This is a genomic window from Formicincola oecophyllae, from assembly GCF_006542395.2.
GTDB classification, from domain to species: domain Bacteria; phylum Pseudomonadota; class Alphaproteobacteria; order Acetobacterales; family Acetobacteraceae; genus Formicincola; species Formicincola oecophyllae.
On record NZ_CP038231.1, the window covers coordinates 1,499,154 to 1,514,429 of the forward strand.

The 15,276-nt window shown below is 63.0% G+C and carries 13 protein-coding genes; 5 read left to right on the forward strand and 8 right to left on the reverse strand.

Annotation, left to right across the window (positions count from 1 at the left end; translation table 11 throughout):
* Position 1: 1 nt before the first annotated feature.
* Positions 2-985: a hypothetical protein gene (locus tag E3E12_RS06705; protein ID WP_149498274.1), complete on the reverse strand. Its 984-nt coding sequence runs from the start codon at positions 983-985 to the stop codon at positions 2-4.
* A gap of 344 nt (positions 986-1,329) precedes the next feature.
* On the opposite strand from E3E12_RS06705, the gene E3E12_RS06710 reads away from it, so the two are divergent.
* The gene (locus tag E3E12_RS06710; protein WP_141443616.1) at positions 1,330-1,770 is read left to right on the forward strand and encodes a hypothetical protein; all 441 of its coding nucleotides are present in this window, start codon (positions 1,330-1,332) and stop codon (positions 1,768-1,770) included.
* Between the two features lie 49 nt (positions 1,771-1,819).
* Here the strand turns inward: E3E12_RS06710 and E3E12_RS06715 are convergent, their stop codons facing one another.
* The 3 genes from E3E12_RS06715 to E3E12_RS06725 form a co-directional block, all read right to left on the reverse strand.
* Entirely contained in the window at positions 1,820-2,323 is a 504-nt protein-coding gene (locus tag E3E12_RS06715) for a nucleotidyltransferase family protein (protein ID WP_141443617.1), read from the reverse strand.
* A 49-nt stretch (positions 2,324-2,372) separates the two neighbouring features.
* Positions 2,373-3,608 (reverse strand): asparaginase, encoded by a 1,236-nt coding sequence (locus E3E12_RS06720; protein WP_240810468.1) that lies wholly within the window; start codon positions 3,606-3,608, stop codon positions 2,373-2,375.
* Positions 3,609-3,680: 72 nt separating this feature from the next.
* On the reverse strand, positions 3,681-5,399 hold the full coding sequence (locus tag E3E12_RS06725; RefSeq protein ID WP_141443618.1) for an aspartate-alanine antiporter-like transporter: 1,719 nt from the start codon (positions 5,397-5,399) through the stop codon (positions 3,681-3,683).
* A 271-nt stretch (positions 5,400-5,670) separates the two neighbouring features.
* On the opposite strand from E3E12_RS06725, the gene uvrB reads away from it, so the two are divergent.
* From uvrB to E3E12_RS06745, 4 genes are all read left to right on the forward strand, one after another.
* Complete coding sequence (uvrB, locus tag E3E12_RS06730; protein WP_141443619.1) at positions 5,671-7,884, forward strand: excinuclease ABC subunit UvrB; 2,214 nt, start codon at positions 5,671-5,673, stop codon at positions 7,882-7,884.
* 88 nt (positions 7,885-7,972) lie between these two features.
* On the forward strand, positions 7,973-8,530 hold the full coding sequence (gene greB, locus E3E12_RS06735; RefSeq protein WP_141443620.1) for a transcription elongation factor GreB: 558 nt from the start codon (positions 7,973-7,975) through the stop codon (positions 8,528-8,530).
* A gap of 94 nt (positions 8,531-8,624) precedes the next feature.
* Positions 8,625-9,641, forward strand: a complete 1,017-nt coding sequence (gshB, locus tag E3E12_RS06740) for a glutathione synthase (RefSeq protein ID WP_141443621.1) — start codon at positions 8,625-8,627, stop codon at positions 9,639-9,641.
* 161 nt (positions 9,642-9,802) lie between these two features.
* On the forward strand, positions 9,803-10,459 hold the full coding sequence (locus E3E12_RS06745; protein ID WP_141443622.1) for a class I SAM-dependent methyltransferase: 657 nt from the start codon (positions 9,803-9,805) through the stop codon (positions 10,457-10,459).
* 216 nt (positions 10,460-10,675) lie between these two features.
* Here E3E12_RS06745 and wrbA read toward each other — a convergent pair whose 3' ends face one another.
* From wrbA to thrC, 4 genes are all read right to left on the reverse strand, one after another.
* Positions 10,676-11,284, reverse strand: a complete 609-nt coding sequence (gene wrbA / locus E3E12_RS06750) for an NAD(P)H:quinone oxidoreductase (protein ID WP_141443623.1) — start codon at positions 11,282-11,284, stop codon at positions 10,676-10,678.
* A 39-nt stretch (positions 11,285-11,323) separates the two neighbouring features.
* The gene (locus E3E12_RS06755; protein WP_240810469.1) at positions 11,324-12,307 is read right to left on the reverse strand and encodes a Tim44 domain-containing protein; all 984 of its coding nucleotides are present in this window, start codon (positions 12,305-12,307) and stop codon (positions 11,324-11,326) included.
* 101 nt (positions 12,308-12,408) lie between these two features.
* Positions 12,409-13,680, reverse strand: coding sequence for a M16 family metallopeptidase (locus tag E3E12_RS06760; protein WP_141443624.1), 1,272 nt, complete (start codon positions 13,678-13,680; stop codon positions 12,409-12,411).
* Positions 13,681-13,793: 113 nt separating this feature from the next.
* Positions 13,794-15,215, reverse strand: a complete 1,422-nt coding sequence (gene thrC / locus E3E12_RS06765; protein ID WP_141443625.1) for a threonine synthase — start codon at positions 15,213-15,215, stop codon at positions 13,794-13,796.
* Positions 15,216-15,276: the final 61 nt, after the last annotated feature.

Here is a 15,276-nt window from a genome sequence, read left to right on the forward strand (position 1 = left end):
TTCAGCGGTCCGCATTGTGCCAACGCATCTGGGTGTAGGGGGCTGGCTGGTACGTTCCCATGGGGCGCCCCGCTGGCGGTATCGCTGTAGCCTTGCCTTGCGTGGGGGGGAGGTAGGTGAATTCGTAATCCGTTAGCGCCCAGCCAGGCATGTCAGCGAAAAAGCGTGTGTTCTGGCTGGGGTCGTTGGCTTTGCGGAAATCCGTGATGGCTTTCTGCGACCCTGGGTCAGCCTGCAGTTCAAGCGCTTGGCCGCCCTGCACCAGGGCTGCCAGCCATGATTGCTGCACAGCGGCGCCAAAGCGGCGTTCATCCAGAGGGTTGAGTTCCGTCACCACCTGGTCGCCACGGCAGCGCCCCGCTGTGGGCAGCCAGAATGTCTGGCCGTTAGCGAACCACAGCGCCAGAGGGCCCTTGGTGCAGTCAAACCATTGCCTGCTGGCGATGACGCGCGCCGTATCCTCCAGCCCTTGGCGTTCACGCGGCACGGGTTCAATCATGATGGCGTTGTTGCCAGAGAGGTCATCACCAGTGAACTGCAGCATGGGGATGGGCACGCGGCGCGCGAAATCCTGCGCCAAACCCCATTGCCCTGAAATCCTACCCATGGTGCGGGTGGGGCGCGCCATGGTGGGGGGTTGGCTTTTCGAAGGGGCGTCAGGATTGGTTTGCAAGCTGTAGCCTGGATCGTAGGTGGCAGTAATGGCGTGGCGCACAACCAGGCAGTTGATGAGCCTAACATCCCTGGCTGGGTAGAGCAGCCCGCTTGGGCCCTCGTAATAAGTGGGGTTGGAGGCGTCATCCCCCCGCCCCGCTGAAAGGTAGGGCAGCTGTTGCCCTGCCTGGAGTGCGCCTGTGCCATCCTGGGGTTGGGGGGCGTGGCTGGCCACCGCCACGCCTTCACAGGTGTCAGCGCGCATCTGGGCCTGGGCTGAGGCCAGGCCCAGCGCGCTGGCCATGCCCCCCCACAGTGCCAGCGCCGCCATTCTGCTGCCCGCCATCCTGGGGGTGGACCCTTTCCGCTTGTTGACCATGAAGCAACCCCCCTCCTTCATTGTGCCATTCTGCCACGCATTTTGGCCAGCTGTGCCTGACCATCCCCTGCAAAGGGGTGGCAGAAAGCGACTGCCGGTTAGCCAACCGCTTACTGGTTCTTACACCTTGCCCCCAACCAAAGCCACCAACCCCAGTTGGCCTGGCGCTGGCCTTGATGGGGCCGGGGCATTGCAGGCGCAGGGCCGAATGCTGTTACTGTTGTCCCAGCAACCCCAGGACAGCCGCAATTCCAAAATCTAACTGAACAACCCAACCCCATGAAGGAGCCTTGCCTGTGAAGTCATCCGACACCGCTTCTGCCAATCCCAGCCAGCCATCATCCCAGCCTGAACCTGACCCACGTGTTTGTGTGCGCATGATGGTCATTACCGGCACGGCCTGTTTGTGGTGCGCCATTTTGGTTTTGGGCAGCCTTGGGGCGCTTTTAGCCCGCCATGGTGCGGCCAAAGTTATTCCACTGCTGTGCGTTGGGGGCTTTACTTACGTGGGGGTGGGGGCCTGGCGTTGCTTGCGCCAGGTGATGGCGACCCGCAGCGAGGCGGTACAGGGGCAGGACATGCGCCTTTACGACAAAGGCATGCGCCTTCCGCCAGAACGTGCCCAGCGCCTGGGGATTGCCATGGCGGCCATCAGGCGGGACTGGCGCCAGGTCCTGCTTTCAGGCGGGGGGATTTTCGTTTTGGCTGGGTTGCTGGCGCTACTGCTTAACCATTGATGTTCCCATAAGCTGGGCTCCAATGCCTTGGTGACCAGCGTGTTCGCCTTCAGGGGCGGGCTGGCTTCTGCCCTTGGTGCGCCGGGGGCCAGATGACCACTAGGTCGGGCCAGATGCGTTCGCGGACAGCGGCAGACAGCCTGTCCCAGCTGTGCAGGTCTACCGTCCAGGGCAGGGCTGTATCGGTTAGGGCGGCGTTGAGTTCAGCATAGCGCGCTGGCGGCGGTGGCAGGGGGGCCATCACCACCATGTTGAGGTTTGAGCGCTCGCGCGCTTCATGCCGCGCACGGGAACCATAGGCACACACTGTCCAGCTGGCTGCAAAATCAGCCAGGATGGTCTGAATGATGGCCCAGTGGACAAGAGAGATTTCCAAAGGGGGCGCGCCTGGCGCAGGCGCTTTGGAATGACCTGCTGGGATGATTTCTGGCAGGCCGTCTTCGTCCAGGACCACTTCCTCCCAGCGGGCTGGATCCCCCATGCGGTCGCGGGCGTGGCTGGGGGCGTTGTCAGCATAGTCATGCTTATGGTCATGGTCGTTGGGGTTATGCACGGCACTGGCCTCCCGTTCTGTTGTGTTCTTTGGCAGGGTGGGCGCGCGCTCACTCCGCGTCAAAAGCGCGCTGGACTTCCCCCACCCCCTTGGGGCCCGTGGCGATGATAAGCTGTGCTAACAAGCGTGCCTGAACAGGGCTGAGCCGCCCAGCGGCCACGAAGCCACGCGCGCTGTCATTGACCTCCACATCGCGGTTGGTGAAGCCCTCCGCTGGGCGGCGTGAACGCACAACCAAAACGCCCTTGGCGCGGGCTTTGTCTAGGGCCTCCAGCACGGCCTTGGGGGCGTTGCCATCGCCAACGCCTGCCAGCACTAGCCCTTGCGCGCCACGCGCCACGGCGTCCTCAACGGGTTGGGCGTCCAGCCCAGCGTGAACATAGATAATGTCCACCCGCGGCAGGTCATGGCCAGGCAAGTCGTAAAGGGGGTCATGGTCTGGCGTGCGGGTGTCTGGGGCCTGCGCGAAGCGCACTTGGTCGTCATCCACCCAGCCTGCCACGCCGCCATTGAGTGAGCGAAACGTTTGCAACGCTGTGGTGTGGGTTTTGCTGACGTTGCGCGCGCTGTGGATTTGGTCGTTCATCACCACAAGGACGCCACGCCCATCCGCCTGGGGCGCCAGGGCTGTGCGCGCTGCTGCCAGCAAGTTGGCTGGGCCATCAGCACTGGTGGCGCTAGCTGGGCGCATGGCGCCCGTTATGACGACAGGTGTGTGCCCACCATAGGTTTTGTGGAGGAAATAGGCGCTTTCCTCCATGGTGTCCGTGCCATGGGTGATGACGATGCCGCAGGCCTCATGGTGGATGTCCGCTTGGTGGATGCGCGCTGCCAAATGGCGCCATACGGCCTCGTTCATGTCTTGGCTTGGAATGTTGGCGATCTGCTCCACCCGCAGCTGCGCCAAATGCCCTAAGGCGGGCACGCTGGCCACCAAATCAGCCCCTGAAAGGCTGCCTGCCTTGTAGCCGACCGCTGAAAAGCCATTGGGCTGCCCAGCGATGGTGCCCCCTGTGGCCAGGACAAGCAGTGTGCAGCGCTTGCCGCCTGAGCTTGAAGGCTGGTTGCCGCCTGTGTTTGGGGCGCTGGTAGCGGCGTTGGCGCCCCCTGGCTGGATGGCCGCCAGCCCAGCAGCTAGTGAAAGCGCCAAGCCCACGCCGCGCCCCACATGGCGCCATGATTTTCCACACTCTGTGCCGCCTGGCTGCATAAGGCGCTCTGAATTGGCGGGAGCTGGGGCCTGCCACAAGGAGTGTAGGGGGCTTGAGGGGTTGTGGGGCTGCATGTTTGTTCTTTCAATCAGGGTTAAGAGCACGGTGGGGGCTGGTTGGCTGGTGTAGGGGATCCTGGTGCGCCCTCACCGCAGCAGCCCTACGATCAAGGGCCCCAAAAGGGTGAGGAGCACATTGGCCATGGCGTAGGTGACGACAAAGGAGCGCGCCGGCACCATGTTGCCGGCCTGGGTCAGGGCTTCGCCAAAAGTTGGGTTGGAACTGCGCGCCCCCGCCAGGGCGCCCGCCAGCAGGGCGCTGTTGCGGTACTTCAGGACTTTGAGCGCGAACAGGGTGGCCACCGTGACGGGCACCACCGTTACCACCAGGCCGGCTGCAAACATGCTGGCGCCATGGGCCAGCAGCGCGCCCACCATCTGCCGCCCTGCGTTGAGGCCCGTTACGGCCACAAAGCCTGGCAGGCCAAGGTCAACCATCAGGCTGGCGGCTGGCGCTGGCAAATTGCCGACATGGGGATGGCGCCCATGCCACCAACCCATCCCAAGCCCAGCCACCAAGCAGCCACCCCCTGTGCCGAGCGTCAGCGGCACGGGGCCCACATGCAGCGTCAACGTCCCGAGTGCCAGCCCGAGTGCCAGCCCAGCGCCATGGTAGGCCAGGGCTGATTTCTGCCCAGCTGCCAGCAAGACGCCAAGCTGCTGGGCTGCACGGCGTACGTCCCCAGGCAGGCCGTACAGGGTGATGATGTCGCCTGTGCGCGCTTTGTGGGCGTTTGGCGCCAAGGCCTTGCCGTTGCGGCTGACGCCCTGCAGGTGAACGCGCAGCCCCGTGACGGGCGCAATGTCCGCCAGAAGGGCCGCATGGCTGTGGCCGAACAACCCAGCATCCTTGCCAAGGCGCACGCGGCCCCGCATCAGGACGGTGTCCATGCAGAAGGCGTCTGCCGCCTCAGGCCCGATGCGCCGCCCAGCCGAAGCCACATGCCCCCGCGGCCCCAGGAGCATCACTAGGTCGCCTTCCAGCAAAGGGGCGTCAGGCGCTGGCGTGACGATGTGGCCTTCAAGGCGGGCGCGCGGTACGCTCACCCCCATGGCCTCCACGCTGCCCACCGTCAGCCCTGGCTGGGCCACCCTGTAAACCCGGCTGAGAAGTTCAGGCAGGGCGCCATTCGGATTGGAGGTGTGCAAGGGGGCTGGTTGGCCTGGCGCGCCTGCGCGCCCCGCCTCCAGCGCAGCTTCCCTGATGCTGCGCCCTGCTAAGCGCGGCATCACCTGGCATATCAGGAACAAGGTGCCAACAAGACCGAAAATGTAGGTCACGGCAAAGCCGACAGCCACATTGGCTTGCCAGAGCGCCACTTGGGCAGGAGGCAGGCCGAGGCGCTCTATGGCTGTGTCTGCAGTGCCGATGATGTCTGATTGCGTCAATGCACCTGAGGCGATGCCAGCTGCCGTTCCAGGGTCGAACCCCCACCACCAAGCGCAGGCCAGGACGCACAGCAAGCTGGTCAGCGCCAGCACCACAGCGATGCTGACCTCACGCAGGCTTGAGCGCCCAAGGGAGCCGAAGAACTCTGGCCCAGAGCCAAAGCCGATGGCGTAGATGAACAGGGCGAACAGGACCATGCCCACTTGGGGCGCCACTGTGACACCGCACTGCGACAGGAGCACGGCCACCAAAAGGGCGCCTGCCACATCCCCTGGGCGGAAGCCACCCACGCGCACGCGCCCCACCAAGGCCCCCAGCCCCATGGCCAGGAACAGCGCCACCAGGGGGAACTGGCGCAGGAAGCACCCCCCCTGCACCCAACCGTGCTGCAGGAGGTGTAGTGCCGTGGCCGTCACAAAGCCCCCATGCGGATTGGTTGCGCGCTAGCAGGATTGGCGCTCACATGTTCAAAGCCCATTCTGGCCCTTGCCGTCCCAGCCCCAGCCAAGGGCCGGGGCGTAAAGGTTGCCTCATACTCAAAGTTCCACAGGCGCCGGTATTGCGCCCGGTCCCGCGCAGGCAGGGCAAACCCTGCCAAGGGCCTTCTTTAAGGGGGGCGGGCGCAGCTGTAAAACGCGCACCCCCTCCCCTGTTGAAGCAGGGCTTGGCAAGACCCATATTCAGGCCATGCCAGCACCAGAGACACCCCCCGAAAACATCACTCCAAACACGCTTCAAGCCACGCAAAGCACCGTTCCAGCCAGCGCGTCCCCAGCCCGGAAATCAACCGCCAAACCAGCACGCCCTGTTGAAGCCAAGCAAACCGACTTCATGCCAGAGCGGATGCCCGCACGCCCCCTCGTCAAGCCATTCAAGCTTCACGCTGGCTTCACCCCCTCAGGTGACCAGCCAGAGGCCATCAAAGAACTGGTCAAGGGGCTTGAGGACGGCGAGCGTGACCAGGTCCTGCTGGGGGTGACGGGTTCTGGCAAAACCTTCACCATGGCCAGCGTAATTGAGAAGGCCCAGCGCCCAACGCTTCTCATGGCGCCCAATAAAACGTTGGCAGCCCAGCTCTACCAGGAAATGAAGCAGTTCTTCCCTGAAAACGCGGTTGAGTACTTCGTCTCCTACTATGATTTCTACCAGCCCGAAGCCTACGTGCCGCGCACGGACACCTTCATTGAGAAGGACAGCCAGCGCAATGAGCGCATCGACCGTATGCGCCACGCCGCTACCCAGGCCCTTCTGGAGCGCAACGACGTCATCATCGTGGCTTCCGTCTCCAGCATCTACGGCATTGGGTCGCCTGAATCCTACGCCCGCATGACGGTGGAGATGAAGCCGGGCCTTGACCTCAGCCGTGACGATCTGGTGCGCTCGCTTGTGGAACTGCAATATGAGCGCAACGACATGGCCTTTGAGCGCGGGCGCTTCCGCGTGCGTGGCGACAGCATCGACATCTTCCCCGTCCAGAACGAGGACCGCGCCTGGCGTGTGGCCTTTTTCGGTGACGAGATCGAATCCATTATTGAGTTCGACCCCCTGACAGGCGAGAAGACTGCCACGCGTGAGCGCGCCATCCTCTACCCCAATTCCCATTACGTCACCCCCCGCCCCACCTTGAACCAGGCCATGAAGGGCATCACGGTGGAGCTGGGAGACCGCCTGGCCGAGCTCAAAGGCCAGAATAAGCTCCTGGAGGCCCAGCGCCTGGAGCAGCGCACCAACTTCGACCTGGAAATGATCGAGACGGCAGGCGTCTGCAAAGGGATTGAGAACTATTCGCGCTACCTTTCAGGGCGCAGGCCAGGGGACCCGCCCCCAACGCTTTTCGAGTACCTGCCTGAAAACGCCTTGCTGATCGTTGATGAGAGCCACGTCGCCGTGCCGCAGATTGGCGGCATGGCGCGCGGTGACCAGGCGCGCAAATCCACCCTTGCCGAACACGGCTTCAGGCTGCCTTCCTGCCTGGACAACCGCCCCCTTTCCTTTGCTGAATGGGACGCTTTCAGGCCGCAGACGGTTTTCGTCTCAGCAACGCCTGGCCCTTGGGAGATGGAGCGCACGGAAGGCGCCTTCGCTGAGCAGCTCATCAGGCCAACGGGGCTTCTTGACCCCATTACGGTGGTCAAGCCCGTTGAAGGGCAGGTGGATGATTTGTTCCATGAAGCGCGTGAGACCATCGCCCAAGGTGGGCGGGTGCTCGTCACCACTTTAACCAAGCGCATGGCTGAGGACTTGACAGAGTACCTTTCAGAGCATGGTGTCAAGGTGCGCTACCTCCATTCCGACATCGACACGCTGGAGCGCATCGAGATCATCCGTGACCTGCGCTTGGGCGTGTTTGACGTCCTGGTGGGCATCAATTTGCTGAGGGAAGGGCTGGACATCCCCGAATGCGCGCTTGTCGCCATCCTGGATGCTGATAAGGAGGGCTTCCTACGCTCGCGCACGTCTTTGGTGCAGACCATTGGCCGGGCGGCGCGCAATGAGAATGGGCGCGTCATCCTCTATGCTGACACCATGACGGGCAGCTTGAAGGAGGCGCTTGAGGAGACAGCGCGCCGCCGCGCCAAGCAAATGGCCTGGAATGAGGCCCACAATATCACGCCTAAGAGCGTTTCAAGCCGCATCAACGACAGCGCCTTCCCAGAGCGGGAGGAGGAAGGGCAAGACCAGCAGGCGCAAACCCCTGAGCCCCAGGTGGACGCTGGACCACCCTTGGAGAAGCTGCGCCAGCAAATGCGTGAGGCCGCCGTGGCGCTGGAGTTTGAGGAGGCTGCGCGCCTGCGCGATGAGATCGCCCGCAGGGAGGCCCTTGAGCTTGGGCTGGCCGTGCCCCAGCTTGCAGCGCCGCCAGGGGCTGCGGCGCGCCCCAAGCGGCGGCGCAGAAGTTAAAGCAGATGCTGAACTTGCCAGAGGGCCGCCAGGCCGGTGTTCCTTGGGGTGGCTAGACGCATGGACTGAAAGGCAGGAGAATGGGCCCATGCCACCCTCACGCCAACCCTCACGCTCCACCCCAAGCAGCCAATCTGGCCAAGGGGGCAAGCCAGCTTTGCACCGCTACCTCTCCCCCCAAGGCCATGAGCGTTTCAAGCGGGAGCTGGAGGAGCTGACGCGGGTTGAGCGCCCCAAGGTCGTTGAGGTCGTCTCCTGGGCGGCCTCCAATGGCGACCGCTCTGAAAACGCTGATTACCACTACGGCAAGCGCCGCCTGCGCGAAATTGACAGGCGCATCCGCTTTCTGGTCAGGAAGCTTGATGAGGCCATCATCGTTGATCCAGCCGCCCAAACTAACCGCGGGCGCGCTTTCTTCGGCGCCACGGTGCGCTACGTTGACGAAAACGATGTTGAAGCCACAGCAACCCTCATGGGCGTTGATGAAGCCGATACAGTGCGTGGCGAGATCAGCCTCCTCTCCCCCTTGGCCCGCGCGCTGCTTGGCACCAAGGTGGGTGATGAGGTGACGGTCGCTACCCCCAAGGGCCCCCGCTTGCTGGAAGTGCTGGCCATCACCTACCCCCCTGCCAGGCCTGTTGGCTGAAGCGCCCAGCCCCGCTATCTTCCGCTCGTCCCCCAGCCGCAGCCAGGCTGCCCCACCACGCCCACGCTAGAGAACCATGCCAGGAAACCACGCTATGAACAGCCCCCGCCGCCTGGTCGCCGTCCAGATGGACCCCCTTGAACAGGTCGACATCAAGGGCGACACCACATTCGCCCTGATGCTCGAAGCCCAGCGGCGTGGCCATGAGTTGATGGTCTATAACCCTAGCGACCTAGCGCTGGAGGTGGGCGGCACCCCCAACCCTGGACTGCTGTCAGCCCAAGTGCGCCCTGTGCAAGTGCAGCGCGTGGCAGGCGCCCATGCGACATTTGGCCCTGCGCGCGCCATCGACCTGGACGGGGCGGACGTCATCCTGATGCGCCAAGACCCCCCTTTCGACATGGCCTACATCACAGCCACTTTCCTGCTGGAGCACGTCCATGGCGCAAGCAAGCGCAGCGCCTCTGGCCAGACATTGGTGGTGAATAACCCCACCGCTGTGCGCAACGCACCTGAGAAGCTCCTCGTCACACAGTTCCCGCAGTTCATGCCGCCCACGCTGGTCACCGCTGACCGCAGCGCTATGGAGATATTTCGCAAGCGCCATGGCGACATCATCGTTAAGCCACTTTACGGCAATGGCGGCGCTGGCGTGTTCCGCGTCCGCCCTGACGATGGCAACTGGAAGGCCCTTTTGGAACTGTTCGCCGCCCACAGCCGCGAACCCTTAATGCTGCAGCGCTACGAGCCTGCAGTGACCAAAGGGGACAAGCGCATCATCTTGGTGGATGGCGAACCCATTGGCGCCATCAACCGCGTTCCGCAAGAGGGGGAGACGCGCTCCAACATGCATGTGGGCGGTGTGGCGGAGAAAGCCACCCTAACAGCGCGTGACCGCGCCATCTGCGCTGGCATCGGCCCTTACCTGCGCGAGCATGGGCTGATTTTGACGGGCATTGACGTCATCGGCGACTGGTTGACGGAAATCAACGTCACCTCCCCCACTGGCCTGCAGGAGCTGGACCGTTTCGATGGCATCAACAGCGCAGCCTTGGTGTGGGACGCCATTGAAAGGCGCCTGGCAGCGGGCGCCTCCCCAAAGGCAGCCTGAAAGGCGCTGGCGGAACGGCGGTGCAACCCCATTTTGCAAGTGCCAGGAGGCCTTGGCGCGTGAAAGAGTTGAAATCCGCAACAAAGGGTGGTTGAACAGGGAACCATCACTGAAAAAAGCTTCTTGATGCGAAGCGCTCCAGCAGAGGTGTCGCCAATCTGATGAGTTCCACTACCGAGCCACGGTTTCCACTGGATGCCGAAGGGGTCAAGGCCGCCTATCACCGCTGGGCACGTTTTTACGACATTGTTTTTGGCACCGTCTCCTCCTGGGGGCGGCGCAGTGCGGTGGACCGCGTCAACACCCTCCCTGGTGATAGGGTGCTGGAAGTGGGCGTGGGGACCGGCCTAGCGCTGCCACACTATAGGCGGCGGAAGAAAATAACGGGCATCGATCTTTCAGGTGACATGCTCGCCCACGCCCGCGAGCGCGTCAACAAGCTGCGCCTTTCCAACGTGGAACGGCTGGCGGAGATGGACGCTGAGGCAACCGACTTTCCCGAGAACAGCTTTGACATCGCTGTTGCCATGTATGTGGCGTCCGTGGTGCCGCACCCACGCCGCCTGCTGGCGGAACTCAAACGCGTGGTCAAGCCTGGTGGGCATATTCTGTTCATCAACCATTTTGAGGCCAAGCACGGTTGGCGCCGCACAGTGGAACAGCTAATGGCCAAAAACTCCCGCACGCTGGGGTGGCACCCTGACTTCGCTATGGAAAGCTTGCTGCCGCCTGAAGATATGGCGCGCGCCACCATCACCCCCATGCACCCCATGGGGCTGTTCACCCTTGTAACCATGCCCAATTCCAAGAAGGACTGAAGGGCCGTTGGACAAGGGGGCGTTCCCCTAAACGCCTTTAGACGTCTTAGCACCTGGGTCTGAATCCAGGTGCCCAGGCAGCAAAACGCCCTGGCACCCTTTGCTTGAAGGGCGCGCCAGGGCTTTGCGTTTGCACTTATGGGGAAAGAGGGACGTGGGGCGTGGGACTGTTTTTAGTTCACAGTTCCCAACCTTTGTACCCTATCCCTTTGGGCGTCAATCTTTGAGCTTGGCAGCAAGCTTAGCAACATGCGCCCCCAGGAATGACGCCCCCTCAAGCTCATTAGCTATAGGCTGGCGCTTGCCGTCTGCGCCAGCGCTGGTCCCAGCACCCCAAGGTGCACCGCCAGAAACCGTGCCGTCCTCAAGCAGGCCTTTGTAGCTGTAGGGCAGGCCTGCCACCACCATGCCATGGGCCATGAGGTTGATGGCCAGTGAAAACAGCGTGGTTTCCTGCCCGCCATGCTGGGTACCTGTGGAGGTGAACACGGCACCCACTTTGCCAATCAGCTTGCCTTGCAGCCATTCCTGGCCGGTGCGTTCCCAAAAGCTGGCCATCTGCGAAGGCAGCCGCCCAAAGCGTGTTGGCGCCCCGATGATGATGCCGTCATAGCTTGGCAGTTCTTCAGGCACGGCCAGGGGGGCAGGCTGGTCCAGTTTGAAACCATGGCTTTCCGCCACTTTTTCAGGCACCAGCTCTGGCACGCGCCGCAGGTCGCACTGCGCGCCAGCCTGGCGTGCACCTTCTGCCACTGCTTGGGCCATTTTCTCCGTGTGGCCATAGGTGGAATAGTAAAGGACAAGGATGCGTGGTGCCTGGGTCATGGTCGTTCTCTCCTGCTTCCAGTCAAAAAGGGTTGGGCTTCAGCCAGCCTGCTGGATGGCTGAAAGGCGCCACGTCCCACCTGCGGCCGGGCGGACGAACGTCCAGTCCTCCGTCACGGTCTGTGGCGCTGTGCGGCTGCCGTCCACCACAGTGCCACCAGCGTCCACAGTGTAGTCAAGCAGGCTGTACTGCATGGCCACGGTGGCGTAGGCCTGGCCGTTCTCAATCCAGGCTTCTGAAAGGTCGCCATGGATGAAGCGCACGTCGCCTGTGTGGTTGCGCAGGCCTTTCTGGCTCAGCTCGTCCAGCTGCTCTGAGAAGTACTGGTACATCTCAGGCGTAGTCAGGCGCTGAAGGGTGTTCATGTCCAGCTGGCCCCAGGCGGTCTCCACCTGGACCAACATGGCGGAGAACGCGTTGTAATCAGCTGGAGTGGGGGTGAAGGGCTGCTGCGCAGGCGCCTGCTGGGCAGGGGCCAACTGGCCCTGCGCTTGATTTTCCTGGCTCACGGCACCCAGGTTGCGCCCTTGCCACAGCTTGATGAGCCAACGGATGATCAGCGCCAGGATGAGGACCTGCAGCAGGAACCCAAACAGGGAACTGCCCCCTGTGAAGCCACTCAGGATGCCGTGGCCTGAAAGCATCCCGAACAGCCCCGCCCCCAGCAGCCCCCCCATGAAGCCTGTCATAAAGGGGTGGCGCGAAACGAATCCGGGGCGCTGTGCCATGGTCATAGGTCTGTTTCCCATCAGGGGGCGCTGCATGGAGGGTGCTTGGGCGGGGCGATCGAACTGCGGGCGGGGGGTGTAGGTGCGGTCCATTGGGCGCGCCCAATGGGGGGTCAGGCTGGTGCGCGGCGGCGCGCTCCAGGTGTGGGAGCCGCGACTGCCCATGGAGAAGCCGCGCCCTGCGCGTGCCTCCGCAGCGCTAGGCGCCAGAAGCGAAAGGCCTGTCACCGCAATGAGCAGAGATGCCATGAAGGGGTGGGCACGCCTATGGGAAAGGGTGTGGGTGGTGGTCATGACGGCTTCTCCCTGCTTGGTGGGTGACGTGGGGTGCGTGACATGGGCAGCGTTCAGGAATGGCGCTGAGGGGCTTTGCGCCAGCTTCACCCAGCCCATGCTCAACGTTTGAGGGCCTGGCTGATGGTCTCAGGGGCGAACTCCCCTTCCGCCATGCCCACAGTGCTGACAACAGGGCTTGATGACAACATCTTTTGCGCAATGGCGATGATGTCATCAGCCGTCACGGCCTCAATACGCGCCACCGTCTCCTCCACGGGGATGGGGCGGCCGTGCACCTGGATCTGCCGCGCCAGCTGGCCGCAGCGGCTGCCTGTGCTCTCACGCGCCATCAGGAGGGATGCTTTGAGCTGGGCGCGGGCACGGGCGAGTTCATCAGCCTGGACGGGTTGGTCAAGGCGCCTGAGCTCATCAATCAGCACAGGCACCAGCTCAGCCAGCTTTTCTGGCCCCGTCCCAGCGTGAATGCCGAAAACGCCGCTGTCCTCATAAGGGCTAACAAAGCTGTAAACACTGTAGACCAGGCCGCGCTTTTCGCGGATTTCCTGGAACAGGCGCGATGACATCCCCCCACCCAGAAGGGTGGAGAGCACCATGGCGGCGTAGTAGGTGTCGTCACGGTAGCTGGGGGCTTCAAACCCCAGCATGAAATGGACTTGGTCGAGGTCACGCGGGGTGTGGACGCGCCCACCAACGTAGCGTGCCGGCATGGCCTTGGGCACTTCCGCGCTGGGCAAGCTTGCGAACGCTTGCGCCACGTGGCGCACAAGCTCGTCATGGTCCAGGTTGCCGGCGGCAGCTATCACAGTGTTGCGCGTGCTGTAATGGCGCTTCATATAGCCTGTTAGGGCATCGCGCCCCATGGCAGCGATGGTAGCAGCAGGCCCCAGCGTGGGCCAGCCCATTGGCTGGCTGGGGTAGGCTGTGGCCTGGAAGGTGTCGAAGGCCACATCGTCTGGCATGTCGTTGGCTTGGCCAATCTCCTGGAGGATGACGCCGCGCTCGCGCTCGATTTCCTCAGGGGCGAAGAGGCTGCCCGTCAGGATATCGCCGATAATGTCCACCCCCAGCGCCAAATCCCCCTTGAGGAGCTTGACGTAGTAAGCTGTGTTCTCGCGCGCTGTGTAGGCGTTGATAGCACCCCCCACATTCTCCACCACCTCAGCGATGGCAGCACTGCTGCGCTTAGCTGTACCTTTGAAGGCCATGTGCTCCAGGAAATGGGCCACGCCATTATGGGCCTCCTCCTCATGGCGCGTGCCAGCGGCCACATAGGCACCAAAGGAGACGGTCTCCACCCCTGGCATGTGGTCAGTGGCGATTTCAAGACCGTTGGGCAGGGTGGTGCGCTTGATGGAAGGGGTGTCAGTCATGGGTTGTGGAATGTCCTAGGGTGATGCCAAAAGCCAGCGCTCGCGCAGGCGGTTGGGGCCGGCATAGCAGGAAAAGGCCGTAGCTGGGAAACCGCCCCCTTATGAAAGTCCCTTCAGCTATCACGCCTGCTGAAGGTGGCCACAGCCTGCTTCACCTTTGCCAGGTCGGCTGGCAAGGTCAGGCAGCGCTCTGGCCGCTGCCACAGCCCTTCCAGCTGCGCTGGCTGGGCTGGGCGCTGGCCGGTGGCTTTGTGGACGGCGTCAGGGAATTTGGCAGGGTGGGCGGTGGCCGCCACGATCATGGGCACGCCAGGCTCCAGCCCCCCTTCCCCAGCCACCAGACCAATAGCTGTGTGGGGGTCGGCGACATAGCCCCCATCCGCAAAGCGCTTCATGGCGTTCAGTGTTGCGCCATCATCAAGGGAGCGGCCCATGAAATGCGCCGTGATGCGTTGCCACGCCTGCTCAGGCACAGCCATGGCGCCTGTCTGGGCGAAGCTTTCCATGGTGGCTTTGCAGGCTTCCCCATCACGCCCCAGGCTTTCATGAAGGAGGCGCTCGAAATTGGAGGAAACCTGAATGTCCATGGAGGGGGAGAGACTGGGCGCCACAGGGCTGCGGCTCATGTCATTGTTGTGGAGGAACCGCGTAAGGATGTCATTCTGGTTAGACCCAACGCAGAGCCTGCTGACAGGCACCCCCATTTGCTTGGCCCCCCAGGCCGCCAGGACGTTGCCGAAATTGCCTGTGGGTACAGCGAATGAAACAGGCCTGTCAGGCGCACCGAGCTTCAAGGCGGCGTGGATGAAATAGGCCACTTGGGCTGCGATGCGCGCCCAGTTGATAGAATTGACGGCTGAAAGGTGCACCTCCTCCCTGAAGGCGCTGTCAGCGAACATGGCTTTGACCATAGCCTGGCAGTCGTCAAAGTCCCCTTCAATAGCGATGTTGAGGACATTGGGCGCTTGAACGCTCGTCATCTGCCGGCGCTGCACTTCAGAGGTGCGGCCCAACGGGTGCAGAATAACGATATTGACGTTTTCCTTGCCTTTGAAGGCCTCCAGCGCAGCGGAGCCTGTATCGCCGGAGGTGGCGCCAACAATGGTGACATGGGCGTTGCGGCGCTTCAGGGCTTCCTCAAACAGCTCCCCCAGCATCTGCATGGCCATGTCTTTGAAGGCCAAGGTGGGGCCGTGGAAAAGTTCCAGGGCGTAAAGCCCTGGGCTGACTTCCACTAGGGGGACGATGGCGCTGTGGCCAAAGCGGCTGTAGGCGCGCTTTGTCATGGCCTCCAAAGTGGGCAAGGGGATGTCCTCGCCTGCGAACAGGCTGATGGTGCGTGCTGCCAGGGCTGGGTAGTCCAGCTTGCGCCAGGCGCGCAGCGTTTCCTTGTCCAGCTTGGGCCATTGGCTGGGCACGTAAAGGCCGCCATCGGGTGCCAGCCCGCCAAGGAGGACATCTGTAAAGGTGGCTGGGGCGCCTTGGCTGGCAGCAAATTGGCTGGATGGCGCAGAACGGGTGGAATGGTAATGCATGGGACGTGGTGCCTGGACTGGTGGAGGGGACGTTCGCGCGGGGCACGTGGTGGCATAGCGG

What these genes read in the sequence shown, in the direction of transcription:
- E3E12_RS06745 (WP_141443622.1), top strand. Translation starts at nt 9,803, where the DNA reads ATGAGTTCCACTACCGAGCCACGGTTTCCACTGGATGCCGAAGGGGTC.
- uvrB (WP_141443619.1), top strand. Translation starts at nt 5,671, where the DNA reads ATGCCAGCACCAGAGACACCCCCCGAAAACATCACTCCAAACACGCTT.
- E3E12_RS06755 (WP_240810469.1), bottom strand. Translation starts at nt 12,307, where the DNA reads ATGACCACCACCCACACCCTTTCCCATAGGCGTGCCCACCCCTTCATG.
- gshB (WP_141443621.1), top strand. Translation starts at nt 8,625, where the DNA reads ATGAACAGCCCCCGCCGCCTGGTCGCCGTCCAGATGGACCCCCTTGAA.
- wrbA (WP_141443623.1), bottom strand. Translation starts at nt 11,284, where the DNA reads ATGACCCAGGCACCACGCATCCTTGTCCTTTACTATTCCACCTATGGC.
- thrC (WP_141443625.1), bottom strand. Translation starts at nt 15,215, where the DNA reads ATGCATTACCATTCCACCCGTTCTGCGCCATCCAGCCAATTTGCTGCC.
- E3E12_RS06720 (WP_240810468.1), bottom strand. Translation starts at nt 3,608, where the DNA reads ATGCAGCCCCACAACCCCTCAAGCCCCCTACACTCCTTGTGGCAGGCC.
- E3E12_RS06760 (WP_141443624.1), bottom strand. Translation starts at nt 13,680, where the DNA reads ATGACTGACACCCCTTCCATCAAGCGCACCACCCTGCCCAACGGTCTT.
- E3E12_RS06705 (WP_149498274.1), bottom strand. Translation starts at nt 985, where the DNA reads ATGGCGGCGCTGGCACTGTGGGGGGGCATGGCCAGCGCGCTGGGCCTG.
- greB (WP_141443620.1), top strand. Translation starts at nt 7,973, where the DNA reads ATGCCACCCTCACGCCAACCCTCACGCTCCACCCCAAGCAGCCAATCT.